The sequence below is a fragment of the Massilia phyllosphaerae genome (genome assembly GCF_034659755.1).
Classification (GTDB): Bacteria; Pseudomonadota; Gammaproteobacteria; order Burkholderiales; family Burkholderiaceae_D; genus Telluria; species Telluria phyllosphaerae.
This window is the reverse complement of record NZ_JAXSQX010000001.1, coordinates 1175443-1201760: the sequence shown is the minus strand read 5'-3', so window position 1 is coordinate 1201760 and position 26318 is coordinate 1175443. Positions and strand designations below refer to the sequence as shown.

Here is a 26318-nt window from a genome sequence, read left to right as displayed (position 1 = left end):
CATTTAATCGTCATCCCCATCGCTGTCCGGATCCTGGTCGACGTTGCGCGCCTGCGCTTCGTACAGGCGGTGATAAGCGCCTTCGGCCGCCATCAGCTGGTCGTGGCTGCCCTCTTCGACCACCACGCCGCGGTCCAGCACCACCAGGCGGTCGGCGCGGTGCAGCGTCGACAGGCGGTGCGCGATCGCGATGGTGGTGCGGCCCTGCACCAGGTTGTCCAGCGCCTTCTGGATTTCCTTCTCGGTTTCCGAGTCGACCGAGGACGTCGCTTCGTCGAGGATCAGGATCGGCGGGTCGATCAGCAGGGCGCGCGCGATCGAGATGCGCTGGCGCTCGCCGCCGGACAGGCCCTGGCCGCGTTCGCCGACCATCGAATCGTAGCCCTGCGGCAGGCGCAGGATGAATTCGTGGGCATGCGCGGCCCTGGCCGAGGCGATGATGTCTTCGCGCGTCGCGTCCGGCTTGCCGTAGGCGATGTTCTCGGCGATCGTGCCGAAGAACAGGAAAGGCTCCTGCAGCACCAGGCCGATGTGGCGGCGGTAGTCTGCCACCGCGAACGAGCGGATGTCCTTGCCGTCGAGCAGGATCGCGCCTTCGGCCACGTCGTAGAAGCGGCAGATCAGGTTGACCAGCGTCGATTTACCGGAACCCGAATGGCCGACCAGGCCGACCATCTCGCCGGCCTTGATGTTCAGCGAAATCCCGCGGTTGACCGCGCGGTTGCCGTAGCGGAAGCCGACTTCGCGCAGCTCGATGTTGCCGGCTACCTTGTCGACCTTGATCGGGTTGACCGGGTCCGGCACGCTCGACACGTGGTCGAGGATGTCGAAGATGCGCTTGGCGGCCGAGGCGGACTTCTGCGTCACCGACACGATGCGGCTCATCGAGTCCAGGCGCACGTAGAAGCGGCCGCTGTAGGCGATGAAGGCCGACAGCACGCCGACCGTGATCTCACCCTTGCTGACCTGCCAGATGCCGAAGCACCAGATGATCAGGAGGCCCAGTTCGGTCAGCAGCGACACCGTCGGCGAGAACAGCGACCACACCCTGTTCAACTTGTCGTTGACGGCCAGGTTGTGCTTGTTGGCGTCGCGGAAGCGGACCGCTTCGCGCTTTTCCTGGGCAAAGGCCTTCACCACGCGGATACCCGGGATGGTGTCGGCCAGCACGTTGGTGACTTCGCCCCAGACGCGGTCGATCTTCTCGAAGCCGGTGCGCAGCTTGTCGCGCACGACGTGGATCATCCAGGCGATGAAGGGCAGCGGTACCAGCGTGATCAGGGCCAGCTTGGCGTTGATGCTGAACAGGATGGCGCCGGTCATGATGATCATCAGGACGTCGGACAGGAAATCCAGCAGGTGCAGTGACAGGAACACGCAGATGCGGTCGGAGCCGCTGCCGATGCGGCTCATCAGGTCGCCGGTGCGCTTGCCGCCGAAGAATTCCAGCGACAGGCGCAGCAGGTGTTCGTAGGTTTCCGAACGCATGTCGGCGCCCATCCGCTCCGATACCAGGGCCAGGATGTAGGTGCGGCCCCAACCGAGCGCCCAGGCCAGGATCGCCGAGCCGAACAGGCCGCCCATGTACATGTAAACCAGCCGCGTATCGATGCTTTTGCCGTTCTGATACGGGATCAGCACGTTGTCCATCAGCGGCATGGTCAGGTAGGGTGGAATCAAATGCGCGCCGGTACTTGCCAACATAAGCAAGAATCCAAGGGCCAGTTGACCTTTGTAAGGACGTGCGAAGCGCCACAGCCGGAACAGGGTCCAGGTGGATGGCGGCGTGTGCAGCACCTTGGTGCAGATCGGGCAATCTTCCTGGTCCGCTTCGAGCGGCGCCTTGCAGCTGGGGCAGGTATGCTGCTCGGGCGGCTGGATGGCAAGGCCGGTGACGTGGCTTTCCACCTGGTCGGTAAAGGCATCGACCACGCGGATCGCCTGCAGGTTCTGGCCGAGCGTGAAGCGCCAGGCGGCCAGCAGGCCATGCTCGTCGACCAGCTCCAGGTGGCCGACGCCGGCATGGTCGTGGTGGCGCAAGTGCATGTCAGGGCGGTAAGGCCAGTCGCGCCAGTCGCTGTCGCCGGGGGCGCGGGTCAGCAGGCGGCGGTTGGTTACAACCAGTAATCCTTTTGTAAAACGTAATTTCGCATCGAGGTCAACCTCAACGCTGCTTAAAACGTTTTCCCCTTGCGCAAGCTTTTTCTCGACGTCCGCCTGCCAGTGCTCGGGCAGGAAACTGGCGGCGATCGCCAGCGGAACGGAAGGAACAAGTTGTTGATTCGTCATGTAGTACCGCCGGTGAAGGCGAGGTTTCCTTGGCTATGCCGGGTTGTTGGGAATCGAGCCGCTGCCGGCACCGTCATACGGTGAAACGCCGGGACCGGCGCTACGGTTGACAAGCGTGTGTGTAGCGGAGCGCTGGTGTAGTTACGGTATTCTAGCGAAGGGGCGAGACTGGCAGAAATCGGTACGGCACGGTAAGCTTCGTTTCGGCAAGTATACAACATGTGCGCTGCGGGAAATTGGGTCGGACCAGCGTACGAAAGCAAGGCAAGATATTCTTCATGACTAAAAAGAAAGACATCGACATTCTTCGAGTAACGCATCTGCGTGGACCCAACATCTGGACTTACCGCCCCGTCATCGAAGCCTGGCTCGACATTGGCGAACTCGAAGATTATCCCTCGAATACCCTTCCCGGCCTGTATGAACGCCTGACCACCTGGCTGCCCGGCCTGATCGAGCACCGCTGCGGCGTCGGCGAGCGTGGCGGTTTCCTGGAGCGCCTGCGCGACGGCACCTGGCCCGGCCACATCCTCGAACACATCGTCCTCGAGCTGCAGAACCTGGCCGGCATGAAGACCGGTTTCGGCAAGACCCGCTCCACCGCCGACCGCGGCATCTACAAGATGGCCTTCCGCACCCGCGACGAAGTGGTCGGACGCGCCGCCCTGCAGGCCGGCCACGCGCTGATCATGGCCGCCATCAACGATACCCCGTTCGACCTGAAAGCCACGGTCGACGAACTGACCGACCTGGTCGACCGCTGGTGCCTGGGCCCGTCCACCGCCCACATCGTCGACGCCGCCACCGAACGCCGCATCCCCTCGATCCGCCTGACCGAAGGCAATCTGGTGCAACTCGGCCACGGCGCCGCCCAGCGCCGCATCTGGACCGCGGAAACCGACCGCACCAGCGCCATCGGCGAAAGCATCGCCAGCGACAAGGACCTCACCAAGACCCTGCTCGCCTCGTGCGGCGTGCCGGTCCCGGAAGGCACGCTGGTGCGCAGCGCCGCCGACGCCTGGGAAGAAGCGCAGGACATCGGCCTGCCGGTGGCCGTCAAGCCGGTCGACGGCAACCATGGCCGCGGCGTCTCGCTGAACCTGATGACCGAAGCCGATGTGCACACCGCCTACGCCATCGCCTCGGAAGAAGGCGATTCCAGCGCGGTGCTGGTCGAGCGCTTCATTCCGGGCAACGAACACCGCCTGCTGGTGGTCGGCCAGAAGGTCGTGGCCGCCGCGCGCGGCGAATCGTTATGGGTAAAGGGTGACGGGACGTCCACCGTTACCCAACTTTGCGACATCCAGATCAACATCGACCCGCGCCGCGGCGAGAGCGAAGAGTTCCCGCTCAGCCCCGTCAAGCCGCACGACAGCGACGAGAACAAGCTCGAACTGAAGCGCCAGGGCCTGACCCCGGACTCGGTCCCGCAGGCTGGCCAGAAGGTGCTGATCCAGCTGAACGGCAACGTCGCCGACGACGTCACCGACCTGGTCCACCCGGACGTGGCCTACATGGCGGCGCTGGCCGCGCGCGTGGTCGGCCTCGACATCGCCGGCATCGACCTGGTGTGCGAAGACATCGCGCGTCCGCTCGACGCACAGCGCGGCGCCATCATCGAAGTCAATGCCAGCCCGGGCCTGCTGGCCCACATCAAGCCGGCCCAGGGCGAGCCGCGCGCGGTCGGCAAGGCGATCGTCGAGCACCTGTTCGCCGATGCCGAATCGGCAACGCATACCGGCCGCATTCCGCTGATCGGGGTCACCGGCACCCGCGATGCCGCCCTGGTCGCGCGCCTGGTCGGCACTGTGCTGCACCAGTCCGGCAAGCATGCCGGCGTCGCCAACCGCGACGGCCTGTTCCTCGATCGCCGCCAGGTCGACGCCCGCGACAGCACCCGCTTCGACGCCGGCCAGCGCCTGCTGATCAACCGCACCGTGCAGGCCGCCGTGTTCGAATCGAACGCGCGCACCATCCTGACCGAGGGCCTGCCCTACGACCGCTGCCTGGTCGGCATCGTGACCGACATGGGCCAGGTGGCCGACGTCGAGGATCTGTATGTTCGCGACCAGGATGCACTGTTCAACGTGGTGCGCAGCCAGGTCGACGTGGTGCTGTCCCAGGGCGCGGCGGTGCTGAACGCGGCCGACGCCGAGGTGGTCAAGCTGGCCGAACTGAGCGACGGCGCCGTGGTGTTCTATGCGCTGGATGAAACGAATGCCGTGCTGCAGCAGCACCGTGAAGAAGGCGGGCGCGCCGTGTTCGTGCGCGACAGCCACATCGTGCTGGCCGACGGTGCCGACGAGACGTCGCTGCTGAGCATGAGCAAGCTCAAGCCGGCGACCGCCGACCAGCCGGAAGCGGTGCTGGCCGCCGCCGCCGCGGGCTGGGCGCTGGACGTGCCGCACGACCTGATCTGCGCCGGGCTGCGCACGTTCGATGCGGCTGAAAGCCCGACGAAGTAAGACGTTAAATAGATAAGCGTCCCGCCGTCGAGCGGGGCGCATCGCGCTGCCCGGATGCATGCAGCTTGCATCGGCGGCGCGGGATCACACAAAGGATCGAAGGTTTATGGAAGTATCACGCGTACGCGCCCTGCGCGGCCCCAACCTGTGGAGCCATCACACTTCGGTGGAAGCGATCGTCGCCTGCACCCCTGACGAAGAATCGATCGGCGCCCTGCCCGGTTTCGAAACCCGCCTGCGCGGCCTGTTCCCCGAGATCTGGCCGCTGCAGCCGATGGGCCATGACGACACCATCCCGCTGGCGCAGGTACTGGAAGTGGCGGCGCTCGCCCTGCAGGCGCAGGCCGGCTGCCCGGTGACCTTCTCGCGCACCACGGCAACGCTGGAACGCGGCATCTACCAGGTGGTGGTCGAGTACAGCGAGGAAGACGTCGGCCGCCTGGCGCTCGAACTCGCGGAAAAGCTGTGCACCGCCGCGCGCAACGACCAGCCCTTCGACCTCGAAGCCGCCCTGACCCAGCTGCGCGAACTGGACGAGGACGTGCGCCTCGGCCCGTCGACCGGCTCGATCGTGCACGCCGCCGTGGCGCGCGGCATTCCGTTCCGCCGCCTGACCGAGGGCAGCCTGGTGCAGTTCGGCTGGGGCAGCCGCCAGCGCCGCATCCAGGCCGCCGAGATCGACGTCACCGGCGCCATCGCCGAAACCATCGCCCAGGACAAGGAACTGACCAAGAAGCTGCTCGACGCCGCCGGCGTGCCGGTGCCGCTCGGCCGCGCCGTGCGCGACCCGGACGACGCCTGGGCCGCCGCGCTGGAAGTCGGCCTGCCGGTGGTCATCAAGCCGAAGGACGGCAACCAGGGCAAGGGCGTGACCGTCAACGTGACCACGCGCGCCCAGTTGGATGCCGGCTTCGCCGCCGCCTCCGAGTTCCGCGACGACATCATGGTCGAAAAATACCTGCCGGGCCACGACTACCGCCTGCTGGTGATCGGCAACAAGCTGGTGGCAGCCGCCCGCCGCGACCCGCCGCACGTGGTCGGCGATGGCCGCCACAGCGTGCGCGAGCTGGTCGAGATCGTCAACCGCGACCCGCGCCGCGGCAGCGGCCACGGCACCGCCCTGACCAAGATCCGCTTCGACGACATCGCCCTCGCCTCGCTCGCCAAGCAGGGCTTCGATGCCGAATCGGTGCCCGACAAGGGCCAGCGCGTCACCCTGCGCAACAACGCCAACCTGTCCACCGGCGGCTCGGCCACCGACGTCACCGACGACGTGCATCCGGACGTGGCGGCGCGCGCCATCGCGGCCGCGCACATGGTCGGCCTCGACATCTGCGGCGTCGACCTGGTGTGCGACAGCGTGCACAAGCCGATCGAGGACCAGCACGGCGGCATCGTCGAAGTAAACGCCGCGCCGGGCCTGCGCATGCACATCTCGCCCTCGTTCGGCAAGGGCCGCGCGGTCGGCGAAGCGATCATGGACACCCTGTACGCGCCGGGCGACGATGGCCGCATCCCGGTGGTGGCCGTCACCGGCACCAACGGCAAGACCACCACCGTGCGCGTGATCGCGCACCTGCTGGCGGCTTCCGGCCTGCGCACCGGCATGACGAATACCGACGGCGTGTATATCCAGGGCCGCCGCATCGACAGCGGCGACTGCAGCGGTCCGCGCAGCGCGCGCAACGTGCTGCTGCACCCGGACGTCGACGCGGCCGTGTTCGAGACCGCGCGCGGCGGCATGCTGCGCGAGGGCCTGGCGTTTGACCGCTGCCAGGTCGGCGTGGTGACCAATATCGGCGCCGGCGACCACCTGGGCCTGAACTACATCACGACGCTGGAAGACCTGGCGGTGCTGAAGCGCATCATCGTGCAGAACGTGGCGCCGAACGGCATGGCGGTGCTGAACGCGGCCGACCCGATCGTCGCCGCGATGGCCGAGAACACCCGCGGCGACGTCACCTACTTCGCCCAGGACAGCTCGCTGCCGCTGATGCAGAAGCACCGCGCCCAGGGCCGCCGCATCGTCTACGTCGACAACGGCGACCTGGTGTGCGCGCAAGGCAAGGGGGAAGAACGCATCGCGCTGAGCGAGGTGCCGATCACCCGCGGCGGCGTGGTCGGCTTCCAGGTCGAGAACGTGATGGCGGCCGTGGCCGCGACCTGGGCGGTTGGTATCGCCTGGGACGCGGTGCGCGCCGGCCTGCGCACCTTCGTCGGCGAAAGCGACAATGCGCCGGGCCGCTTCAACGTGTTCGATTACAAGGGCGCGACCGTGATCGCCGACTACGGCCACAATCCGGACGCGATCGCCGCGCTGGTGAATGCGGTAGAGTCGATGCCGGCCCAGCGCCGCTCGGTGGTGATCAGCGGCGCCGGCGACCGCCGCGACCAGGACATCCGCGAACAAACCGTCATCCTCGGCAAGTCCTTCGACGACGTGCTGCTGTACGAAGACCAGTGCCAGCGCGGCCGCCAGGAGGGCGAAGTCGTGGCCCTGCTGCGCCAGGGCCTGGCCGGCGCGCCGCGCACCAGCCACGTGGAAGAGATCAAGGGCGAATTCGTCGCGATCGACCGCGCGCTGGCCCGCCTGCAGCCGGGCGACCTGTCGCTGATCCTGATCGACCAGGTGGACGAAGCGCTGGCGCATATCGCCAAGCGCGTGGCCGAAGCCTGAACGCCAGTGGCGTAGATGAGTCCAACGGGCGCTGCGGCGCCCGTTTTTCATGGCATGTGCATCGCTGCGCCTTGCTGCTGCGCAACTGCCTGCGCAACAGATGACCGGGCGCGCGCGCTCGAGACAGCCAATGACGTAGGATGGGCAGTCACGGCTTCAACCCTCAGCTTCCATCAGACAAGCGGTGTGATCATGACCCTCGAAAAGGATAAGCAGCCCTCCGTCACCGACGAGCAAGTGCCCGAGATGCCGTTCCGGCGCCTGCTCTACCGCTTCCTGTTCTTCGACTGGCTGTTCCGCGACGTCAGCGCCGCCCGCGACCGCATCGAGCGCCACGCCGCCCACCAGCACAACCGCAAGATGAGCCGCTACCTGCCGGTCTACCTGCGCCGCTGGTCCTTCCTCACCGCCTTCGACTTCGCCCTCGGCGTGCTGTTCGAAAAAGTCTTGCAGGCCGGCCTGGTCTCGGCCTGGTTCTTTACCTGGTCGTGCGTGACGCTGACCGGCATGGTCGTGATCACGGTGGCCTGGGTGATCCTGAACCATGCGCGGCTGTCCTAGCCTTGCCGGCGCCGTCAGCCTGCCGGCAAGGGCGGCGCCGGCGGCGGGGCCAGCGCCTGCGGCACCGTGTGCTGGCGCCTGAGGTTGGCCTGGGCAAACAGGAACAGCATCCACACCGGCGCTTCGTAGTAATACATGCGTGAGTTCAGCGGCATCGCAAAGATGACCAGGCTGAGCAGGATGCCGTTGAAGTAGGCCAGCCGGCCGAACAGCACCAGCAGCACCATCAGCATCAGCAGTCCGCCGCCGCTGAGCAGGTTGGCGATGACGCCCATGTTCTGGAAATAGCAATTCACACAGGGCGGATGCTCGTAGCCGAGCCCGATGATCTTTTCCTCCAGCCCGGTATTCAGATAACTGTGCAGCCCGGTCTTCCAGATCGACAGGCTGCCGTCGTCGTTGTGGGCGAAGCGCTGGTCGAGGTGGTCGAGGATGTTGGAGGTGCCGAGGAAGGCCAGGATGCACAGGAACAGGACCAGCACATGCCATTTCTTGATGCGGTGGCTCCACAGCAGCGGCAGCAGCGCCAGCATCACGCAGGTGAAATACACCGAGGTGGCCGAGCCGGTCAGCAGCATCGACAGCACGGTCAGGATCGAGATCCAGTAGACCCGCTTGCGATAGCCCGAGGTGAAGAGGTAGACCGCCAGCAGGAAGGCCATGTTGTTGGCATAGGTGCCCGGCTCCACCTGGATGCCGGAAAAGCGGTTGATGCCGACGAAGTCGACCGCGTCGCGGCTGGGCGAATTGAACACCATCTCGTGCAGGTCGACGATCGGCCCGCCCAGCAGGTAGTACATGGCGATCTGGATGTACAGCGCGGCGAGATTGATCACCAGCAGCCAGCCGACGGCGGCATTGAATTCCCTGGGCCAGCGCTTGCTGGCCTCATAGATCAGCACGGCCAGCAGGATGTTGGTGCCGACGAAGATGGGATAGATGAAGGACACCTGCTTGAAGAAGATCGTGTGCAGCAGGATGATGAGCAGCCCCACCAGGATGTACATCGAGGATTCGCCGATGCGGATCGGCCGCGCCAGCATGACTGGCAGCAGGCACGCCAGGCAGACGCCGGCCGCGAAGTAGCGCGGCCACATCGTATTGGTCTGCAGGTCTTCGAAGGGCGTGTAGAACAGGAACACGGCGCCGAAAAAGGCGATCGTGGCGGCTACGGAACGCACATTCCATTTTTCGGTAAGGGGCATCGTCGGTTCCGATTGGCGCGGATATGCTTACTATCAAGCCGCCACGCCGGGCTGGGCTTGTGCGTTCGCAAGGCGCATCAGCATCGGATAAAGGGCACGGTGGTCACAACGGGCAATTGCTTGGCCTCTTCTATTTCATTGATGTCAACTAAATAGCAAAAGTACAAGAGGAACAGGATTTCTTTACCCAACAACGGAGAATTCCGATGACCTACTTGCACATTCATGACCAGGGCTTGCCAAAACGTGCACTCGGCGAGCGGCGCACCGATCGCGCGACTGCCGACAATGTCGAAAACGCCTTGCGGGCGCATGGCTTGCGGGCGGCGGCGCAGGCGATGGAGCACCAGTACGTCGACCTGGCCATCGCCTTGCGCGTGCTGTCCCATCCGGCCAGGCGGCGCGCACCGGTAGCGGTCGCGGCCGCACCAGGACAGCTGCGGCCGGCCCGGCCCCACAGCGCCGCGCCCGACGATTTCTTTGCCGTCCCGGCCTGACCCGCCGCCCCGCGCCTTCCCGCACGCGGAAGGCGCACCCTCTTCCCGAAACGCGTTGTTACCAAACCGCACCGCCCAGCCCTCCCGGCGGTTGTCGAACGCGGTAAAATGGCAACTCTCGGCCGGCGCCCTGCCCGGCCTCTTGCATACCGACCCCCATGAACGTCCCACGCGAAATCAATGCCGACGCGGCCAAACGCCTCGCGACCGAAAAGCACACCCCGATGATGCAGCAGTACCTGGGCATCAAGGCCGACTACCCGACCATGCTCGTGTTCTACCGGATGGGCGACTTCTACGAGCTGTTCTTCGAGGACGCCGAGAAAGCCGCACGCATCCTGGGCATCACGCTGACCGCGCGCGGCAGCTCGGGCGGCAATCCGATCAAGATGGCGGGCGTGCCCTTCCACTCGCTGGACCCCTACCTGGCCAAGCTGGTCAAGCTGGGCGAGTCGTGCGCGATCTGCGAGCAGATCGGCGATCCGGCCTTGGCCAAGGGCCCGGTCGAGCGCAAGGTGGTGCGCGTGGTGACGCCCGGCACCCTGACCGATTCGGACCTGCTGCCGGAAAAGGCCGAGCGCCCGCTGCTGGCCGTGTGCACGGTCACCAGCCGCAAGGTCGTGACGACCGGCCTGGCCTGGCTGTCGCTGGCCAGCGGCAAGCTGCGCTTGATGGAATTCTCGGGCGACGCTAGAGGCGCCGCCGTGCGCCTGGTGCAGGAACTGGAACGCATCGTGCCGGCCGAAGTGCTGCGCGCGGACAGCCTGGAGTCCTTCGAAGAAGCGCCGATGGGCCATACCCAGCGCGTGCCGGAGTGGCATTTCGACGTGGTGCACGGCCATAAATCCCTGCTCGACCAGTTGAACGTGGCGACCCTGTCCGGCTTCGGCTGCGACGGCCTGGGCGCCGCCTTCGGCGCGGCCGGCGCGCTGCTGCGCTACGCCCAGTCGACCCAGGGCAAGGGCCTGCAGCACGTGAAGACCGTGGCCGTCGAATCCGAGAGCGAATTCATCGGCCTGGATGCCGCCACGCGGCGCAACCTGGAATTGACAGAGACCATCCGCGGCCACGAGTCGCCGACCCTGTTCTCGCTGCTGGACGGCTGTCGCACCGCGATGGGTTCGCGCCTGCTGCGCCACTGGATCCACCATGCGCGCCGCGACCAGGGCGTGGCGCGCAGCCGCCACGAGGCGATCGCCGCGCTGATCCAGCGCGAAGCGGCGCCGGGCTTGTCAAGCACGCTGGCCCACGTGCCGGACATCGAGCGCATCACCACCCGCGTCGCCCTGCTCAGCGCGCGCCCGCGCGACCTGTCCTGCCTGCGCGATGGCCTGAAGCAGTTGCCGGCCCTGCGCGAGCTGGTCTCCAGCTGCTTCATCCCCGGCGATTCCTCGCTGCTGCGCGCCATCCATGACGCGATCGCAGTGCCGGAAGCCTGCGTCGACCTGCTGGTGCGCGCCGTGGCCGAGGAGCCGGCGGCGATGGTGCGCGACGGCGGCGTGTTCGCGCGCGGCTTCGATGCCGAGCTGGACGAGCTGCGCGCGCTGTCCGAGAACGCCGGACAGTTCCTGGTCGAGCTGGAGGCGCGCGAGCGCGCCCGTACCGGCATCGCCAACCTGCGCGTCGAGTACAACCGCGTGCATGGCTTCTATATCGAGGTCACCAATGGCCAGGCCGACAAGGTGCCCGAGGATTACCGGCGCCGCCAGACGTTGAAAAACTGCGAGCGCTACATCACGCCCGAGCTGAAGGCCTTCGAGGACAAGGCGCTGTCGGCGCAGGACCGCGCGCTGGCGCGGGAAAAACTGCTGTACGATTTGCTGCTGGCCGACCTGGCGCCGCACATCGGCTGCCTGCAGCGCATCGCCTCCGGCATCGCCCAGATCGACACGCTGGTGGCGCTGGCCGCGCATGCCCAGCGCAGCAACTGGTGCGCGCCGCAGCTGGTCGACGCGCCGTGCCTCACCATCGTCGAGGGCCGCCATCCGGTCGTGGAAAACCAGATCGAGTGCTTCATCGCCAACGACTGCCGCCTGTCCGACGACCGTAGACTGCTCTTGATTACCGGCCCGAACATGGGCGGTAAATCGACCTTCATGCGCCAGGTGGCATTGATCACGCTGCTGGCCTACATCGGCAGCTACGTGCCGGCGACGAGCGCCAGCATCGGCCCGATCGACCGCATCTTCACCCGCATCGGCGCGTCCGACGACCTGGCCAACGGCCGCTCCACCTTCATGGTCGAGATGACGGAATCGGCGACCATCCTCAACGGCGCCACAGACCGTTCGCTGGTGCTAATGGACGAAGTCGGCCGCGGCACCTCGACCTTCGACGGCCTGGCGCTGGCGTGGGCGATCGCGCGCCACCTGATCGACGTCAGCCGCAGTTTTACGCTGTTCGCGACCCACTACTTCGAGCTGACCCAGTTGCCGGAGGCGCATCCGAGCGCGGTCAACGTGCACCTGTCGGCGGTCGAGCACAAGGACAGCATCGTGTTCCTGCACGCGGTGCAGGACGGCCCGGCCTCGCAGAGCTACGGCTTGCAGGTGGCGCAGCTGGCCGGCGTGCCGCCGACCGTGATCCGCGCCGCGCGCAAGCACCTGGCGCGGCTGGAATCGCAGGCGCTGGATGCGGCGACGCCGCAACTGGACCTGTTTGCCGCGCCGCCCTGCGACGACGCGGAAACTCCGGCGGACGACACGGTGCAGGTGGCCCAGCAGGCACCCGTCGCGGCCGCGGCGCTGGAATCGGCGGCGCTGGACCTGCTCGACCAGATCGATCCGGACGCGCTCACCCCGCGCGAGGCGCTCGAGCGCCTGTACGAGCTGAAGCGCCTGGCGGCTGCCGCCTGATGCCGATGCCGCGTGTCCGCCTGCTGCGTCTAAGCGCCCTGCTCTGCGCCGCCCTGCTCGCCGGCGGCACCTGCGCGGCCGCGCCCAGGGACAAGGACGACAAGAAGGCCGACACCAGGGAAGACGGCACGCACCGCTTCGCCCTCATCGGCCACAGCTTCAACGACGGCGGCGAGAAGCGCCTGAAAAAGGCGATCGACGAGACCGACGACAAATCGACCGCCTTCGTGGTCGTCACCGGCATCAAGGCCACGGGCGAGCCCTGCAGCGACAAGCTTTACCAGCAGCGGCGCGAACTGTTCGACGACGCCAAGCGTCCGATGGTGGTGCTGCCCGCCGGCAGCGACTGGACCGAGTGCCGCAACAGCGCCGGCCGTACCAATGCGATCGAACGCCTGAACCGCGTGCGCGAAGTATTCTATGGCGAGCCGTCCTCGCTCGGCGCGCGCAAGCTGGCGCTGACGCGGCTGTCGATGAGCCCACGCTTTCGCAGCTATGCGGAGAACGCCCACTGGTCGATGGGCAAGGTGCTGTACGCCACCGTCAACCTGCCGGCCAACAACAACCACTACATCATGGAGGCCGGGCGCAACAGCGAGTACGAAGACCGCCTGGTGGCCAACCGCTTCTGGCTGAACCGGCTGTTTGCCATCGCCAAGCGCGATAAGCTGGAAGCGGTGGTGCTGTTTTCGGAAGGCGATTTGAAGGCGCTGTCGCAGCCGACCGGCTTGCGGGCGCTGCTGCGGCGTGCGGTGCCGGACAACGACGGCTTTGCCGAAACGCGGCGCCAGGTGGTGGCGCTGGCGCAGAAATTCCAGGGCAAGGTGCTGCTGGTCGATACGGCTGCGCCGGCCAAGGGCGCGAAGCCGGCGATCGAATGGCGGGGCAATGTGGGACACCTGTCCACCGGCGCGACGGCGCTCGAGGTGGAGGTGGACCCGGGCGCCAGGAACCTGTTCAAGGTCGAAGCGCCGTAGGGTGGACGGCTCTGCCGTCCACGCGGTGATACGCGCAGATGCCGATGTCGTGAACGATGGCGGAGCCGCCAAGAATCGACGCGTGGACGTTCGTACTTCAGGCCACTGGCCTGAAGTATCCCGTCCACCCTACCAATATTACTGCAGCGGCTGGCTACGGAAATGGTCGCCTTCTTCGCTGTCTTCCGGCGCATCGCCATGGTGGTGGCCATGGGCACCGTGCACGTGGCCGTGCGCGATTTCTTCTTCGGTGGCGGCGCGGACGTCGATCACCGACAGTTCGAAGCGCAGGGCCATGCCGGCCAGCGGGTGGTTACCGTCCAGCACGACCTTGTCGTCCGCCACTTCGGTCACGGTGAAGATGACCGGCTCTTCGTCGCCACCTTCGGCCACGCCTTCGAACTGCATGCCGACTTCGATCGGCTCCGGCAGGCGGTTGCGCTCTTCGACCTTCAGCAGGTTCGGGTCGTAGTCGCCGAAGGCGTCTTCCGGCTCGATCTGGATGGTCGACGCGTAGCCCACGTCCTTGCCGTCCAGTTCTTCTTCGATCTTCGGCAGCGTGTTTTCGTAGCCGCCGTGCAGGTACACCATCGGCTGGGCGCCGTCTTCGATCAGGTTGTTCTGGGCGTCCGACAGTTTGTAGTTGACCGTCACGACCGTATTCTGGGCAATCTTCATTGCGCTTCCTTTCGTGGATATAAGGTGCCGATTATAACCTTGGTATCGCAATTCCCCACTGCGGGCTGGTTATAATGGCGCATGCAAAAATTACAGCTCCTCGGCAATATCACGCCCGCCCAGTTCCTGCGCGACTACTGGCACAAGAAACCGCTCCTGATCCGTCAGGCGATACCTGATTTTAAGCCGCTCCTGAAGTTCGACAAGCTGGCCGAACTTGCCAAGCTCAACCACGTCGAATCGCGCCTGGTGACCCAGGGCGCCGACGGGAATTGGGACATGCAGCACGGCCCGCTGGCCGAACTGCCGCCGCGCGCGCAGCGCGAATGGACGATGCTGGTGCAGGGCGTCAACCTGCACGAGCCGAAAGCCGATGCCCTGCTGCGCCAGTTCCGCTTCGCCCCGGACGCGCGCCTGGACGACCTGATGGTCAGCTTTGCCACCGACGGCGGCGGCGTCGGTCCTCACTTCGATTCCTACGACGTGTTCCTGCTGCAGGCGCAGGGCAAGCGCCGCTGGCGCATCAGCGCCCAGAAGGACCTGAGCCTGGTCGAAGGCTTGCCGCTGAAGATCCTGGCCAACTTCGAAGCCGAGCAGGAATTCGTGCTGGAACCGGGCGACATGCTCTACCTGCCGCCGCACTATGCCCATGACGGCGTGGCCGAGGGCGAATGCATGACCTACTCGATCGGCTTCCGCTCGCCCTCGTACCAGGAGCTGGGCGAAGCCTTCCTGCAGTTCATGGCCGATTCGATCGACCTGCCGGGCCGCTATGCCGACCCCGGCCTGCAGCCGGCCAAGAACCCGGCCGAGATCCCGCGCCACATGCTCGACACCATCACCGAAGAGTTGAACAAGGTGCGCTGGGACGAGGAAGACGTCGCCATCTTCCTCGGCGAATACCTGTCCGAGCCGAAGCACAACGTGTTCTTCACGCCGGTGGCCAAGCCGCTGACGGTCGGCCGCTTCATGGAACAGGCGGCCAAGCGCGGCCTCAAGCTGTCGGCCAAGACCCTGATGCTGTACCGCGGCAAGCACGTGTTCATCAACGGCGAATCCTTTGCCGTGGGCCGCGCCGACAAGGCGGTGCTGGACGTGCTCGCCAACCAGCGCGGGCTGGACGGCAGCCTGCTCGACGGGGCCTCCGACGACGTGCTGGAAGCGCTGTACACCTGGTACCAGGACGGCTGGCTGGAACTGGCCTGATTAAACTGGCCTGATCCATTCTCTATGAGCGAACCCAGGACCGAGCGCTTCGACACCCGCACGCAGTTCCAGCAGGAACTGCGCAGCCTGCTGGCGCGGGCGCGTGTCACGCTCGACCTGTTCGATCCGGACTTCGCCCTGTTCACGCTCGGCACCCCGGAAACGGATGCCGAACTGCGCCGCTTCCTGCACGCCGGCGGTACCCTGCGCCTGGCGATGCACGAGAGCGCCTGGCTGGAGCGCAACGCCCCGCGCTTCCTGCGCCTGCTGCGCGACTACAGCCACCGCATCGAATGCCGTGTCACGCCGCGCGGCCTGCGCCAGCTGACCGATTCCTTCGCCATCGCCGACGCCACCCACGTGGTGCGGCGCTTCCATAGCGACCACCTGCGCGGCGGCGCCGCCTTCGACGCGCCGGACGAGGCCGACCTGCCGCGCGAACGCTTCAATGCGATCTGGGCCGAATCCCTGCCCGGCCTACACCCGACGGTGACCGGGCTTTGAATCGTCACATCTTGTAACAATATGAACGTTGCTAGATGGTGCAACAGTTCCAGTTTGGCACGTGTTTTCTGTTGCGAATCAGTAAATTTGGCTATAATATCGGGTTAGGAAGGTTCCGTTGTCCGTATGCACTTTTTCCAAAGTTAAGAAAGCTACGAGAATTCCTGACGAGCGATAATTACCGGTAATTATTCATCGCAACAGAAGTACTTACCTTTTGAATTAATTAAGGAAAAACCATGAAAAAATCCCTGCTGATCGTTTCCCTGCTGGCTGTTGCTCTGGCTGCTTGCAGCAAGAAAGAAGAAGCTCCGGCCGCTGCTCCGGCTGTTGAAACCACCGCTGCTCCGGCTGCCGCTCCGGCCGCTCCGGCTGCTGACGCAACCGTCGCTGCTCCGGCAACCACCGACACCACCGCTGCTTCGCCGGCCGCTGCTGACGCTGCTGCTTCGGCTGCTTCGGCTGCCGCTTCGGCTGCTTCGGCTGCTGCTGACGCCGCTTCGGCTGCTGCTGCTCCGGCATCGAAGTAATCAGCGTTGCTTCATTAAACCGGCCTGCGGGCCGGTTTTTTTTCGCCTGCGATTTTGAGAATGGTACTGTCCGGTAGGGTGGACGGCTATGCCGTCCACGCGCTCAATCTGCCAATGCACACTTATGCATGCGTGATTTGAACTTTAGCGCATGACCGCCCGCCATAAAAAAAACCGGCCTCGAGGGGCCGGTTTTTGAATAACCGCTCAAACGGTTATTTCAGTTCATCCGTCAGCAGTTGCAGGATCTTGGCGCCGGTCGCCGTCGTTTCCGGCTTGCCGTCGTTGGTCTGCACGGTAATGTCGCTGGTGGTGGCGTTCGGCACGGCCGAGACCAGCACGCGGTAACGCTGCGCTTCCTTGTTCTTGTCTTCGCTACCGAACAGCTTGCTGAAGAAGCCGTCCTTCTTGGCCGAGTCCGGATCGACATAGCGCACGAAGTAGATGCCCTGCACGCGGTCGCGGTCTTCGACGGTGAAGCCGACGCGGTCGAGCGCCAGGCCGACGCGGCGCCATGCGCGGTCGAAGCCTTCGTCGACGGTGACCTTGCCGTTTGCCAGCTTGGCGTGCTGGGCTTCCGGCGTGGCGTTGACGACGGCCGCGGTGGCTTCCTTGACCTTGACGCCGTTCAGCTTGGCGACCAGGCGGCCCAGGAATTCGGCTTCCAGGCCCGGATCGTTCGGACGCACGGTCCAGGTCGCGACTTCCTTCTGCGGACCGGTCAGCACTTCTTCGGCGCCGCGGTGGCTGATGAAGATCTCGGTGGCGCCATCCGGACGGCGCTCGAGACGGGTACGGAACTTGTCGCGCTCGCCGGTCGAGTAGGCCGAATCGAACACGCGGCCGATGGTCCGGCGCAGGATGTCCTGCGGGATCTTGGAGCGGTTTTCGTTCCAGTTGGTTTCCATGACGCCGGTCTGGGGCGATTCCATGTCCAGCGTGAAGCCGGCATCGGTCCAGAACTGCTGCAGCTGCGGCCACAGTTGTTCCGGCGTCTGCTTGACCACCAGCCAGCGCTCGTTACCGGCGCGCTCGATACGCACGGCATCGGTCGAGACCGGGCCGATCGCATCGCCCGTCGCGGCCGGCACGCCGACCGGCGCGGTGGCCGTGCCGTTAGCATCGCGCTGCTGCTGGAAGCCCGATGCGGTGGCGACGCCGCGGCCATCCGGCACGGCGTAGCGGTTGTCCTTCTGGAGCTGGGTCAGGTCGGGCGGGACGTCCAGCGGTGCGGCCTTCTTGGTCGACTTGTAGTCCACCTTGTCGGATTCGAACACGGTCGTGCACGCAGCCAGGCTGAGCGCCATGGCGGTCAGCGCGAGGGTGCGGGTCATAGTCTTGCAATTCGTCATATGGTTAAAGCTCGAGTCATCAAAGGACGCCGGACTCGCGCAGCGCGGCGCGAACGGTATCGTGATATTGCGCGGACAGGGGTGCCAGTGGCAGGCGCAACCCAGACGGCATCTTGCCCATTTCGGTCAGCGCCCATTTGACCGGAACCGGATTCGGTTCGACAAACAGCTTGCTGTGCAGCGACAGCACGCGGTTGTTGATCTCGACGGCACGTGCGACCTGGCCGGACAGCGCGGCGTCGCACATTTCCTTCATCAGGCGCGGCGCGACGTTGGCGGTGACCGAGATGTTGCCGGCACCGCCGCACAGCATCAGCGCGACCGCGCTGGCGTCGTCGCCCGAGTACACGCCGAACGATTTGTCGACCATGCGCAGCAGCTCGGTACCGCGGCCGATGTTGCCGGTCGCATCCTTGATGCCGACGATGTTATCGACGCTAGAGAGGCGCACCACGGTCTCGTTGGCCATGTCGGCCACGGTACGGCCCGGCACGTTGTACAGGATGACCGGGATGTCGACCGCTTCGGCGATCGCCTTGAAGTGGCGGTACATGCCCTCCTGGGTCGGACGGTTGTAATACGGGACCACCTGCAGCGTGGCGTCGGCGCCGACGTCCTTGGCATGGCGGGTCAGTGCGATCGCTTCCGCGGTGGAATTGCCGCCCGAGCCGGCGATCACCGGGATACGGCCGGCGATGTGCTCGACCGTCAGCCTGATCAGTTCGCAGTGCTCCTCCGGGCTGACGGTGGCCGACTCGCCGGTGGTGCCGACGATGACGATGCCGTCCGTGCCTTCCGCGACGTGCCAGTCGAGCAGCTTGCGCAAGCTGTCTTTATCCAGGCTGCCGTCCTCGAACATCGGAGTGACGATTGCTACTATGCTGCCCTTAATCATAATCAGTGGACCGTGCTGTTAATAAATAAAAGTCTGATTGTAGCGGATCGCCCGCGCTTATGGTTCATTCCATGCCACATAAATGGCTCAGTTCGGGGCGCCACTGCGGCGATTCTTACAGCCGGTTACAAATCCAGTTTGGCGGTGCCCAGATCGAAGGCCGGCCCGGCGGCGCACACCCGCTGCACCCGCGCCGGCTTCGGTTCCTGCACCACGCCATCCTCGAACCCGAGCACGCGCAGGCCGGCCCGCCCCGCCAGGCCCATCAGCTCGCTGGGCATCAGCAGGAAGTCCGGGTTGGACGGTTTGCCGAACACTTCGTTCCCGCGCGCAAAGGTTTCGTAGATCAGGATGCCGTCCGGCGCCAGCGAGGCGCACAACGACGGCAGCAGCGGCCGGTACAGGTAATTGGTGACCACGATGCCGGCCAGGCTGTGCGGCGCGAACGGCCAGGCGGCGCCCGGCGCTTCCAGGTCGTATTCGACGGTGGTGATGTCGTCGCCGTGCTCGCCGGCTTCGATGCGCGCCAGCGCGTCGGCGTCGCGGTCGAGCGCGATCACGGTGTGGCCGAGCGCGGCCAGCAGGCGCGCATGGCGGCCGCCGCCACAGGCCAGGTCGAGCACTTCGCCTTGGCGGATCAGCGGCGCCCAGCGCCGGACCCAGGCCGAGGCCTGCTCAGTCGGTGCGTGCATGGTGTTCCTTTCAGTCAGCTCAAATGGGAGAGACCCATGGTCTCGCGCACGTCGCGCATGGTTTCCTGGGCCAGCTTGCGCGCCTTGTCGCAGCCGTCGGCGACGATCGCGCGCACCAGGCTCGGATCGTCCAGGTATTGCTGCGCGCGTTCGTGCATCGGCTCCTGCTCGGCCAGCACAGCCTCCACCACCGGCTGCTTGCAGTCCAGGCAGCCGATGCCGGCGCTGGTGCAGCCCTGCATGACCCATTTGCGGGTCGCGGCGTCGGAAACCACTTCGTGCAGCTGCCACACCGGGCACTTGAGCGGATCGCCCGGATCGCTGCGGTGCACGCGCGCGGGGTCGGTCGGCATGGTGCGGATCTTCTTCGTGACCGCGGCCGGGTCTTCGCGCAGCGAGATCGCGTTGCCGTAGCTCTTGCTCATCTTGCGGCCGTCCAGGCCCGGCAGGCGCGCGGCCCGGGTCAGCTCCACGTCCGGCTCGACCAGGATGATCTTGCCGCTGCCTTTCAGGTAGCCGAACAGGCGCTCGCGGTCGATGTTCGACAGGCTGCCGGCTTCGTCCAGCATCGCTTCCGCCTGCTCCAGCGCGGCGGCGTCGCCCTCCTGGTGCCAGGCACTGCGCAGCTCGGCGTACAGGCGGGCGCGCTTGCTGCCGAGCTTTTTGACGGCGTCGAGCGCCTTGCGCTCGAAGCCCGGTTCCTTGCCGTACAGGCCATTGAAGCGGCGTGCGATCTCGCGCATCATCTCGACGTGCGGCACCTGGTCCTCGCCCACCGGCACCTGGGTCGCGCGGTAGATCAGCACGTCCGCCGCCTGCAGCAGCGGGTAGCCGAGAAAACCGTAGGTGGCGAGGTCGCGCCCGGCCAGGTTCTCGATATGGTCCTTGTAGGTCGGCACGCGCTCCAGCCAGCCGAGCGGCGTCGCCATCGACAGCAGCAGGTGCAGCTCGGCATGCTCGGGCACGCGCGACTGGATGAAGAGCGTGGCCTGGGACGGATCGACGCCGGCCGCCAGCCAGTCGACCACCATGTCCCAGGTATTCTTTTCGATGACGCCCGGTTCCTCGTAGTGCGTCGTCAGCGCATGCCAGTCGGCCACGAAGAACAGGCAGGGCAGCTCGGATTGCAGGCGGATCCAGTTCTTGAGCGCGCCATGGTAGTGACCCAGGTGCATCAGCCCCGTGGGGCGCATGCCGGAGACGACGCGGTCGGGGAACATGGCGGCCTCAACTCAAAAGGAGGATCAGCGGCGATGCGATCAGGTACAACAGTTTGCCGGCGATCGAACCGACGAAGAACAGCCAGATCGTCACCACTTTCAGCAGGATCAGCGCCAGCAGGATCAGGAAGCCGTAGGGTTCGAGACGCGCGAACTGGTAGGCTGCCTTGTGCGGCAGCAGGCTGAACACGATGCGGCCGCCGTCCATCGACGGGATCGGCAGCAGGTTGAAAGCCATCAGCCACAGGTTGACCTGCACGCCGGCCTTGGCCACCAGGTTGGGGAAGGATTCGTCGACCTGGAAGTATTGCAGCAGGATGCCGAAGATCAGCCAGATCAGCGCCATCACGAAGTTGGCGGCCGGGCCGGACAGCGCCACGAAGGCCATGTCGCGCTTCGGATGGCGCATCTGGCCGTAGTCGAGAGGCAGCGGCTTGGCATAGCCGAACACGAAGCTCGTCATCAGGTACATGACCACCGGGATCACGATCGTCCCGACCGGGTCGATGTGGGCCAGCGGATTCAAAGTGGTGCGTCCGGCAGCGTGGGCGGTATTATCTCCAAGGCGGCGTGCGACGAAGGCCTGGGCGGCATCGTGCATCGTGAGCGCGAAGAGGACAGGCAGTGCGTAGACCGCCAGGTTACGTATAAGTTCATCCATAACCTGGGATTTTATCAGAGCAAGCGGCCGTGGACGGGGCGATGCGCCCCGTCAGGCCGAATTGACGGCTTGATTGCCGAATTTAAAGCCCGATCTTCAGAGCCCAAACACGGCCGGATCGCCGCGGCCTTCGCGCAGCAGCACGGCGTCGGCGCCGGACAGGTCGATGATGGTGGTCGGCTCCAGCGTGCCGGCGCCGCCATCGATGACGACCTCGATCTGCTTGTCCAGGCGCTCGCGCACCTCCTCCGGATCGGACAGCATGTGGTCGTCGCCGGGCAGCTGCAGCGTGGTGCCGATCAGCGGCTCGCCCACCTCTTCCAGCAGCGCCAACAGGATCGGGTTTTCCGGCACCCGCACGCCGATCGTCTTGCGCGACGGATGAGACAGCCGGCGCGGCACTTCCTTGGTCGCTTCCAGGATCACCGTGTAGGGGCCCGGCAAGGCCGACTTCAGCTGGCGGTACTGGCGGTTGTCGACGCGGGCATAGGTCGCGATCTCGGACAGGTCGCGCACCAGCAGCGTCAGGTGATGCTTGTCGTCGACGCCGCGGATGCGGCGCAACTTTTCGACCGCGGCCTTGTCGTCGAGGCGGCAGACCAGGGAATAGGCGGAGTCGGTCGGCACGGCGGCGATGCCGCCGGACTGGATCAGCTGGGCCGCCTGCCGGATCAGGCGCTGTTGCGGGTCGACCGGATGGATTTCAAAGTATTGGGTCATTGCTTGGGCCCCGGTGGGGTTCTTGTAAGGGGCACGAGATGAGGCTGACTTAATGGACTTTCAAGTGGCGCCAACCGTCGCCCCGCGCTATTGCCAACTCTTAAAACCAGTCGTGCCACACCGGCGTCAAGCCCGCCGGCAAGGGCGCCAGCTTGTCGAACTCGACCCGCGCCTCCCCCGGCGCGTGGAAATCGGTACCGCGCGAGGCCAGGAAACCATAGCGCTTGGCCACTTCGGCATACACGGCATACTGGTCCGGCGTATGGCTGCCGGTCACCACCTCGATCGTATTGCCGCCCAGCTGCTTGAACTCGTCGAACAGCGCGCCTTCGGCGGTGCGGTCGAAGCGGTAGCGGCCCGGGTGGGCGATGACGGGAATGCCGCCGGCGCTGCGAATCCAGCCGACCGCATCGGCCAGCGTGGCCCAGCGGTGTGGCACGTAGCCCGGCTTGCCTTCGCTCAGGTATTTGCGGAACACCTCGGGCGTGTTGGCGCAGGCGCCGATTTCGACCAGGTAGCGCGCGAAGTGGGTGCGCGACAGCAGGTCCGGGTTGCCGACGTACTTCAGCGCACCTTCGTAGGCGGCCGGGATGCCGGCGCGCGCCAGCTGGTTGGCGATCTCGCGCCCGCGCGCGTCGCGCCCGGCGCGGGTGGCGGCCAGGCCCTGCACCAGTGCCGGCGCATCCTCGTCGATCTGCAGGCCGACCACGTGCACGGTTTCATTGGCCCAGGTGACCGAGATCTCGACGCCGGGCACAAAGCGCATGCCGAGCCCGGCCGCCGCCTGGCGTGCCGCCTTGATGCCCTTGACCTCGTCGTGGTCGGTCAGCGCCCATGCATCGACACCGCCCTTGCGGGCATAGGCAGCCACCGCGGCGGGGGCAAGCACGCCGTCGGAGACGTTGGAATGGCAGTGGAGATCGACTTTCAACATGGCACACGAATCAGTAAATGAGTTTTCATTGTACGCGTATCAGGCGGAAGCGTAGGGTGGGCACCCTGTGCCCACGCGTGACGCATGCGTCACGTTGGCTGCAATCGAAGGGAAGCCAACATGACGCGAACATCACGCGTGGGCACGGGGTGCCCACCCTACGAATTCTTCGATCATCCGCGCCAGCAGTTCAGGTTGATCATGATGCAACATATGCCCCGCGTCCGGCATCATGCGCGGCGTCACGTGCCGGATCTGGGCCAGGCGCCGGTCGACTTCATGGCGCGCCTGTTCTTTCGGGCCCATCCAGCGCCACATGTCGGTGTGCTCGGCCTCGATCCACAGCACCGGCGCCGTGATGCGGCGCCAGCAGGCCAGCACTTCCTCGGCCTGGTACAGCAGCGGCCCCGGCATCTTGTGCGCCGGGTCGCCCAGGATTTCCCACTGCCCTGCCCCGTTTTGCGCCGCCCAGTGCTGCGCCAGGAAGGCGGCGCGCGCGTTCGGCAGGCGCGGGTTGGTCTTCTGCAAGCGCGCCGCCACCTCCTCCACGCTGGCATAGCCGCGCATCGACGGCGGCACCTTCAGTTCGTCGAGCCACTTGGCGTAGCGGCCCGGCGCCTGCTCCGGTTTCGTGGCCGGCAGGCCGAAACCTTCGAGGTTGACCAGGCGCGCGATGCGTTCCGGACGCACGCCGGCATACACACTGACGATGTTGCCGCCCATGCTATGGCCCAGCAGATTGACGGGCTGGCCCGGCGAATAATGGTCAAGGATGGCTTCGAGGTCGGCAAAATAATCCGGGAACCAGTAAGTATCGTTGCCGGAACTCTCGGTCAGGCCGAAGCCGCGCCAGTCGTGGGCGATCACGTGCCAGTCGCCCTGCAGGGCATCGACCACGAACTGGAAAGACGCGGACATGTCCATCCAGCCATGGGCCATGAAGAGCTTGGGTGCCCCCTCGCGGCCCCAGTGACGGACGTGGGTGCGCAGGCCGCGGATGGTGAGGAATTCGGAACGGGACGGTGTCATGGGATCTCGGTATAAATAGAACGACCGTTTTATTATACGTAAAAGAAACGTCGAAAACCGGATTGGGGGTGCTTGCAATCGCTCCCCACGGCCCCATCTACGCCGCTTGCCGGACGATGGCGGGTGGGAGGGCGTAAAATAGCGCCTTGTTCAAACCCTTCCGCGAGCACATCCATGGCGATTTACCAGTTGGGCGAGCATGCGCCCGAGATCGACGCGTCGGCCTATGTGGCCGATTCCGCCACCCTGATCGGCCAGGTGACGGTCGAGGCGAACGCTTCGGTCTGGTTCGGGGTGACGATCCGCGGCGACAACGAACGCATCACGATCGGCGAAAACAGCAATGTCCAGGAAGGCACGGTGATGCACACCGACATGGGCTTCCCGATGGTGATCGGCAAGAACGTCAGTATCGGCCACCAGGCCATGCTGCACGGCTGCACGGTCGGTGATGGCTCGCTGATCGGGATCCAGGCCGTGCTGCTCAACGGCGCGAGGATCGGCAAGGGTTGCCTGGTCGGCGCCGGCGCCCTGGTGACCGAAGGCAAGGAGTTCCCGGATCACTCGCTGATCCTGGGCAGCCCGGCCAAGGTAGTACGCACGCTCACGGAAGACGACCTGCTCCGCCTGCAAGGCAACGCCGACGGCTATGTCGAGCGCGGCCGCCGCTTCAAGGCGGAGCTCAAGAAAATCGGATAAAGAATGACGACTGAAACCAGCAAGGACATCCTGCAAAAATTCATCTTCGACAACGCGGCCGTACGCGGCGAGCTGGTCGAGATTTCCAATGCGTGGCGCGAGATCCAGTCGCGCCACGACTACCCGACCGCAGTGAAAGGCTTGCTGGGCGAGATGGTCGCCGCGGCTGCGCTGCTGTCGGCCAACCTCAAGTTCAACGGCGCGATCGTGATGCAGATCTTCGGCGACGGTCCCGTGCAGCTGCTGGTGGTCGAATGCGACGCCGACCTGCACCTGCGCGCCACCGCCAAGGTGGCGGACGGTGCCGTGGTAGCGGACAACGCTTCGCTGGAAGACCTGCTGAACCAGGGCGGCAAGGGCCGTTTCGTGATCACGCTCGACCCGAAGGACAAGGTCCCGGGCCAGCAGCCCTACCAGGGCGTGGTGCCGCTGATCGGCGACAACGTCGCGACCGTCATCGAAAACTACATGCTGCGCTCGGAACAGATGGACACCAAGCTGTGGCTGGCGGCCGACGACGGCGTTGCCCGTGGCCTGCTGCTGCAGAAGCTGCCGCGCAACAGCGCGATCGAAGGCCAGGTCGAACAGGCCACCGAGGAAGAAGACCTCGAGACCTGGAACCGCGCGATCGCATTGGGCGGCACCCTGAAGCGCGAGGAACTGCTCACGACCGACGCGCCGACCCTGATCCGGCGCCTGTTCTGGGAAGAGACGATCCGCGTGTTCGACCCGGCGCACCCGGAATTCCGCTGCACCTGCTCGCGCGAAAAAGTCGGCGACATGCTCAAGATGCTGGGCCGCGACGAAGTCGAATCGGCGCTGGCCGACCTGGGCCAGCTCGGCATCAACTGCGACTTCTGCGGCAAGCACTACGGCTTCGACGCGGTCGATTGCGCGCAGCTGTTTGCGACCGACAGCACTGCTGACGCGGTCGCCCCGGTCTCCGACGTCAAGCACTAAATCGATATATCGTGGGGTGGGCACCCCGTGCCCACGCGAACGCTGGCAATACGCTGGCTTCCGCGTGGGCACGGGGTGCCCACCCTACGTTTACGTCATCAATCCAGCCTATCCAACCGATAAAAATACTGCGCTACACGGTTTTGCCAACAATGCTAAGCTGATATCTATCAAGCGGCTCAACCGCATTGCCAACAGCTATCATGAATTGGAGAAACGTATGAGCATCGATATCGGTATCTCGACTGAAGACCGCGCACGCATCGCCGAAGCCCTGTCGCAGACCCTGGCTGACAGCTACCTGCTGTACCTCAAGACCCACAACTTCCACTGGAACGTGACCGGCCCGATGTTCCAGCCGCTGCACTCGATCTTCGAGGAGCAGTACACCGAGCTGTGGAACGCCCTGGACGACATCGCCGAGCGCATCCGCGCGCTGGGCCACTTCGCACCGGGCACCTATGCCCGCTACGCCGAGCTGTCCTCGATCAAGGAAGAGCCGACCGTGCCGGACTGGAAAGAAATGCTGCGCCAGCTGGTCGAAGGCCAGGAAACCGTGATCCGCACCGCACGTAACGCCTTCCGCATCGCCGACGACGCGAATGACCAGCCGAGCGCCGGCATGCTGAGCGACCGCATGGAAATCCATGAAAAGAATGCCTGGATGCTGCGTTCCTTCCTGGGCAACCAGGCCGACGGCACCCAGACCTGA

The 26318-nt window shown here is 65.5% G+C and carries 23 protein-coding genes; 12 read left to right on the top strand and 11 right to left on the bottom strand.

Translation table 11 applies throughout. The features are described 5' to 3' along the window. Positions 1-3: 3 nt before the first annotated feature. Complete coding sequence (locus tag U1H99_RS05320; protein WP_323140697.1) at positions 4-2289, bottom strand: cyanophycin metabolism-associated ABC transporter; 2286 nt, start codon at positions 2287-2289, stop codon at positions 4-6. 278 nt (positions 2290-2567) lie between these two features. Here U1H99_RS05320 and U1H99_RS05315 point away from each other — a divergent pair, with 278 nt between their 5' ends. The 3 genes from U1H99_RS05315 to U1H99_RS05305 all read left to right on the top strand — a co-directional run bounded on the left by U1H99_RS05315 (position 2568) and on the right by U1H99_RS05305 (position 7992). Beyond that, positions 2568-4754 carry a cyanophycin synthetase gene (locus U1H99_RS05315; protein ID WP_323140696.1) on the top strand — a complete coding sequence of 729 codons (2187 nt, stop codon included), beginning with the start codon at positions 2568-2570 and terminating at the stop codon, positions 4752-4754. Between the two features lie 106 nt (positions 4755-4860). Then, positions 4861-7431 (top strand): cyanophycin synthetase, encoded by a 2571-nt coding sequence (cphA, locus tag U1H99_RS05310; RefSeq protein ID WP_323140695.1) that lies wholly within the window; start codon positions 4861-4863, stop codon positions 7429-7431. 192 nt (positions 7432-7623) lie between these two features. Continuing rightward, positions 7624-7992 carry a hypothetical protein gene (locus U1H99_RS05305; RefSeq protein ID WP_323140694.1) on the top strand — a complete coding sequence of 123 codons (369 nt, stop codon included), beginning with the start codon at positions 7624-7626 and terminating at the stop codon, positions 7990-7992. 14 nt (positions 7993-8006) lie between these two features. Here the strand turns inward: U1H99_RS05305 and U1H99_RS05300 are convergent, their stop codons facing one another. After that, a complete protein-coding gene (locus U1H99_RS05300) occupies positions 8007-9197 on the bottom strand; it encodes a hypothetical protein (RefSeq protein WP_323140693.1) in 1191 nt (396 codons plus the stop codon). 206 nt (positions 9198-9403) lie between these two features. Between U1H99_RS05300 and U1H99_RS05295 the strand changes: the two genes are divergently transcribed. The 3 genes from U1H99_RS05295 (at position 9404) to U1H99_RS05285 (ending at position 13526) form a co-directional block, all read left to right on the top strand. Next, positions 9404-9694 (top strand): hypothetical protein, encoded by a 291-nt coding sequence (locus U1H99_RS05295; RefSeq protein ID WP_323140692.1) that lies wholly within the window; start codon positions 9404-9406, stop codon positions 9692-9694. A 158-nt stretch (positions 9695-9852) separates the two neighbouring features. Next, on the top strand, positions 9853-12549 hold the full coding sequence (mutS, locus tag U1H99_RS05290; protein WP_323140691.1) for a DNA mismatch repair protein MutS: 2697 nt from the start codon (positions 9853-9855) through the stop codon (positions 12547-12549). After that, on the top strand, positions 12549-13526 hold the full coding sequence (locus U1H99_RS05285; protein ID WP_323140690.1) for a hypothetical protein: 978 nt from the start codon (positions 12549-12551) through the stop codon (positions 13524-13526). Before mutS ends, U1H99_RS05285 begins: the two co-directional genes overlap by 1 nt. Before the next feature lie 138 nt (positions 13527-13664). Here U1H99_RS05285 and U1H99_RS05280 read toward each other — a convergent pair whose 3' ends face one another. Next, positions 13665-14204, bottom strand: a complete 540-nt coding sequence (locus tag U1H99_RS05280) for an FKBP-type peptidyl-prolyl cis-trans isomerase (RefSeq protein ID WP_323140689.1) — start codon at positions 14202-14204, stop codon at positions 13665-13667. An 81-nt stretch (positions 14205-14285) separates the two neighbouring features. On the opposite strand from U1H99_RS05280, the gene U1H99_RS05275 reads away from it, so the two are divergent. The 3 genes from U1H99_RS05275 (at position 14286) to U1H99_RS05265 (ending at position 16444) form a co-directional block, all read left to right on the top strand. Further along, positions 14286-15410, top strand: coding sequence for a ribosomal protein uL16 3-hydroxylase (locus U1H99_RS05275; RefSeq protein WP_323140688.1), 1125 nt, complete (start codon positions 14286-14288; stop codon positions 15408-15410). Positions 15411-15434: 24 nt separating this feature from the next. Further along, complete coding sequence (locus U1H99_RS05270; RefSeq protein WP_323140687.1) at positions 15435-15914, top strand: DUF7931 domain-containing protein; 480 nt, start codon at positions 15435-15437, stop codon at positions 15912-15914. 239 nt (positions 15915-16153) lie between these two features. Then, the gene (locus tag U1H99_RS05265) at positions 16154-16444 is read left to right on the top strand and encodes a hypothetical protein (RefSeq protein WP_323140686.1); all 291 of its coding nucleotides are present in this window, start codon (positions 16154-16156) and stop codon (positions 16442-16444) included. A 215-nt stretch (positions 16445-16659) separates the two neighbouring features. Here U1H99_RS05265 and bamC read toward each other — a convergent pair whose 3' ends face one another. The 8 genes from bamC to U1H99_RS05225 form a co-directional block, all read right to left on the bottom strand. Continuing rightward, complete coding sequence (bamC, locus tag U1H99_RS05260) at positions 16660-17778, bottom strand: NlpB/DapX family lipoprotein (protein WP_323140685.1); 1119 nt, start codon at positions 17776-17778, stop codon at positions 16660-16662. A 37-nt stretch (positions 17779-17815) separates the two neighbouring features. Beyond that, positions 17816-18691: a 4-hydroxy-tetrahydrodipicolinate synthase gene (dapA, locus tag U1H99_RS05255; RefSeq protein ID WP_323140684.1), complete on the bottom strand. Its 876-nt coding sequence runs from the start codon at positions 18689-18691 to the stop codon at positions 17816-17818. 125 nt (positions 18692-18816) lie between these two features. Continuing rightward, a complete protein-coding gene (locus tag U1H99_RS05250; protein ID WP_323140683.1) occupies positions 18817-19383 on the bottom strand; it encodes a class I SAM-dependent methyltransferase in 567 nt (188 codons plus the stop codon). A 14-nt stretch (positions 19384-19397) separates the two neighbouring features. After that, entirely contained in the window at positions 19398-20603 is a 1206-nt protein-coding gene (locus U1H99_RS05245) for a tryptophan--tRNA ligase (RefSeq protein WP_323140682.1), read from the bottom strand. A 7-nt stretch (positions 20604-20610) separates the two neighbouring features. Further along, on the bottom strand, positions 20611-21264 hold the full coding sequence (locus tag U1H99_RS05240) for a site-2 protease family protein (protein WP_323140681.1): 654 nt from the start codon (positions 21262-21264) through the stop codon (positions 20611-20613). Positions 21265-21360: 96 nt separating this feature from the next. Then, the gene (locus tag U1H99_RS05235; protein ID WP_323140680.1) at positions 21361-21984 is read right to left on the bottom strand and encodes an L-threonylcarbamoyladenylate synthase; all 624 of its coding nucleotides are present in this window, start codon (positions 21982-21984) and stop codon (positions 21361-21363) included. Between the two features lie 100 nt (positions 21985-22084). Continuing rightward, positions 22085-22918: a 3',5'-nucleoside bisphosphate phosphatase gene (locus tag U1H99_RS05230; protein ID WP_323140679.1), complete on the bottom strand. Its 834-nt coding sequence runs from the start codon at positions 22916-22918 to the stop codon at positions 22085-22087. A 132-nt stretch (positions 22919-23050) separates the two neighbouring features. Continuing rightward, entirely contained in the window at positions 23051-23947 is an 897-nt protein-coding gene (locus U1H99_RS05225; protein ID WP_323140678.1) for an alpha/beta fold hydrolase, read from the bottom strand. Positions 23948-24121: 174 nt separating this feature from the next. Here U1H99_RS05225 and U1H99_RS05220 point away from each other — a divergent pair, with 174 nt between their 5' ends. The 3 genes from U1H99_RS05220 to U1H99_RS05210 all read left to right on the top strand — a co-directional run bounded on the left by U1H99_RS05220 (position 24122) and on the right by U1H99_RS05210 (position 26318). Continuing rightward, on the top strand, positions 24122-24646 hold the full coding sequence (locus U1H99_RS05220) for a gamma carbonic anhydrase family protein (protein WP_141832899.1): 525 nt from the start codon (positions 24122-24124) through the stop codon (positions 24644-24646). Positions 24647-24649: 3 nt separating this feature from the next. After that, the gene (gene hslO / locus U1H99_RS05215) at positions 24650-25606 is read left to right on the top strand and encodes an Hsp33 family molecular chaperone HslO (protein ID WP_323140677.1); all 957 of its coding nucleotides are present in this window, start codon (positions 24650-24652) and stop codon (positions 25604-25606) included. A gap of 220 nt (positions 25607-25826) precedes the next feature. Next, a complete protein-coding gene (locus U1H99_RS05210) occupies positions 25827-26318 on the top strand; it encodes a Dps family protein (RefSeq protein WP_323140676.1) in 492 nt (163 codons plus the stop codon).

Excerpts from the sequence above, each read along its gene's own strand:
- U1H99_RS05320 (WP_323140697.1), bottom strand. The coding sequence starts at position 2,289 with ATGACGAATCAACAACTTGTTCCTTCCGTTCCGCTGGCGATCGCCGCC.
- U1H99_RS05315 (WP_323140696.1), top strand. The coding sequence starts at position 2,568 with ATGACTAAAAAGAAAGACATCGACATTCTTCGAGTAACGCATCTGCGT.
- cphA (WP_323140695.1), top strand. The coding sequence starts at position 4,861 with ATGGAAGTATCACGCGTACGCGCCCTGCGCGGCCCCAACCTGTGGAGC.
- U1H99_RS05305 (WP_323140694.1), top strand. The coding sequence starts at position 7,624 with ATGACCCTCGAAAAGGATAAGCAGCCCTCCGTCACCGACGAGCAAGTG.
- U1H99_RS05300 (WP_323140693.1), bottom strand. The coding sequence starts at position 9,197 with ATGCCCCTTACCGAAAAATGGAATGTGCGTTCCGTAGCCGCCACGATC.
- U1H99_RS05295 (WP_323140692.1), top strand. The coding sequence starts at position 9,404 with ATGACCTACTTGCACATTCATGACCAGGGCTTGCCAAAACGTGCACTC.
- mutS (WP_323140691.1), top strand. The coding sequence starts at position 9,853 with ATGAACGTCCCACGCGAAATCAATGCCGACGCGGCCAAACGCCTCGCG.
- U1H99_RS05285 (WP_323140690.1), top strand. The coding sequence starts at position 12,549 with ATGCCGATGCCGCGTGTCCGCCTGCTGCGTCTAAGCGCCCTGCTCTGC.
- U1H99_RS05280 (WP_323140689.1), bottom strand. The coding sequence starts at position 14,204 with ATGAAGATTGCCCAGAATACGGTCGTGACGGTCAACTACAAACTGTCG.
- U1H99_RS05275 (WP_323140688.1), top strand. The coding sequence starts at position 14,286 with ATGCAAAAATTACAGCTCCTCGGCAATATCACGCCCGCCCAGTTCCTG.
- U1H99_RS05270 (WP_323140687.1), top strand. The coding sequence starts at position 15,435 with ATGAGCGAACCCAGGACCGAGCGCTTCGACACCCGCACGCAGTTCCAG.
- U1H99_RS05265 (WP_323140686.1), top strand. The coding sequence starts at position 16,154 with ATGAAAAAATCCCTGCTGATCGTTTCCCTGCTGGCTGTTGCTCTGGCT.
- bamC (WP_323140685.1), bottom strand. The coding sequence starts at position 17,778 with ATGACCCGCACCCTCGCGCTGACCGCCATGGCGCTCAGCCTGGCTGCG.
- dapA (WP_323140684.1), bottom strand. The coding sequence starts at position 18,691 with ATGATTAAGGGCAGCATAGTAGCAATCGTCACTCCGATGTTCGAGGAC.
- U1H99_RS05250 (WP_323140683.1), bottom strand. The coding sequence starts at position 19,383 with ATGCACGCACCGACTGAGCAGGCCTCGGCCTGGGTCCGGCGCTGGGCG.
- U1H99_RS05245 (WP_323140682.1), bottom strand. The coding sequence starts at position 20,603 with ATGTTCCCCGACCGCGTCGTCTCCGGCATGCGCCCCACGGGGCTGATG.
- U1H99_RS05240 (WP_323140681.1), bottom strand. The coding sequence starts at position 21,264 with ATGGATGAACTTATACGTAACCTGGCGGTCTACGCACTGCCTGTCCTC.
- U1H99_RS05235 (WP_323140680.1), bottom strand. The coding sequence starts at position 21,984 with ATGACCCAATACTTTGAAATCCATCCGGTCGACCCGCAACAGCGCCTG.
- U1H99_RS05230 (WP_323140679.1), bottom strand. The coding sequence starts at position 22,918 with ATGTTGAAAGTCGATCTCCACTGCCATTCCAACGTCTCCGACGGCGTG.
- U1H99_RS05225 (WP_323140678.1), bottom strand. The coding sequence starts at position 23,947 with ATGACACCGTCCCGTTCCGAATTCCTCACCATCCGCGGCCTGCGCACC.
- U1H99_RS05220 (WP_141832899.1), top strand. The coding sequence starts at position 24,122 with ATGGCGATTTACCAGTTGGGCGAGCATGCGCCCGAGATCGACGCGTCG.
- hslO (WP_323140677.1), top strand. The coding sequence starts at position 24,650 with ATGACGACTGAAACCAGCAAGGACATCCTGCAAAAATTCATCTTCGAC.
- U1H99_RS05210 (WP_323140676.1), top strand. The coding sequence starts at position 25,827 with ATGAGCATCGATATCGGTATCTCGACTGAAGACCGCGCACGCATCGCC.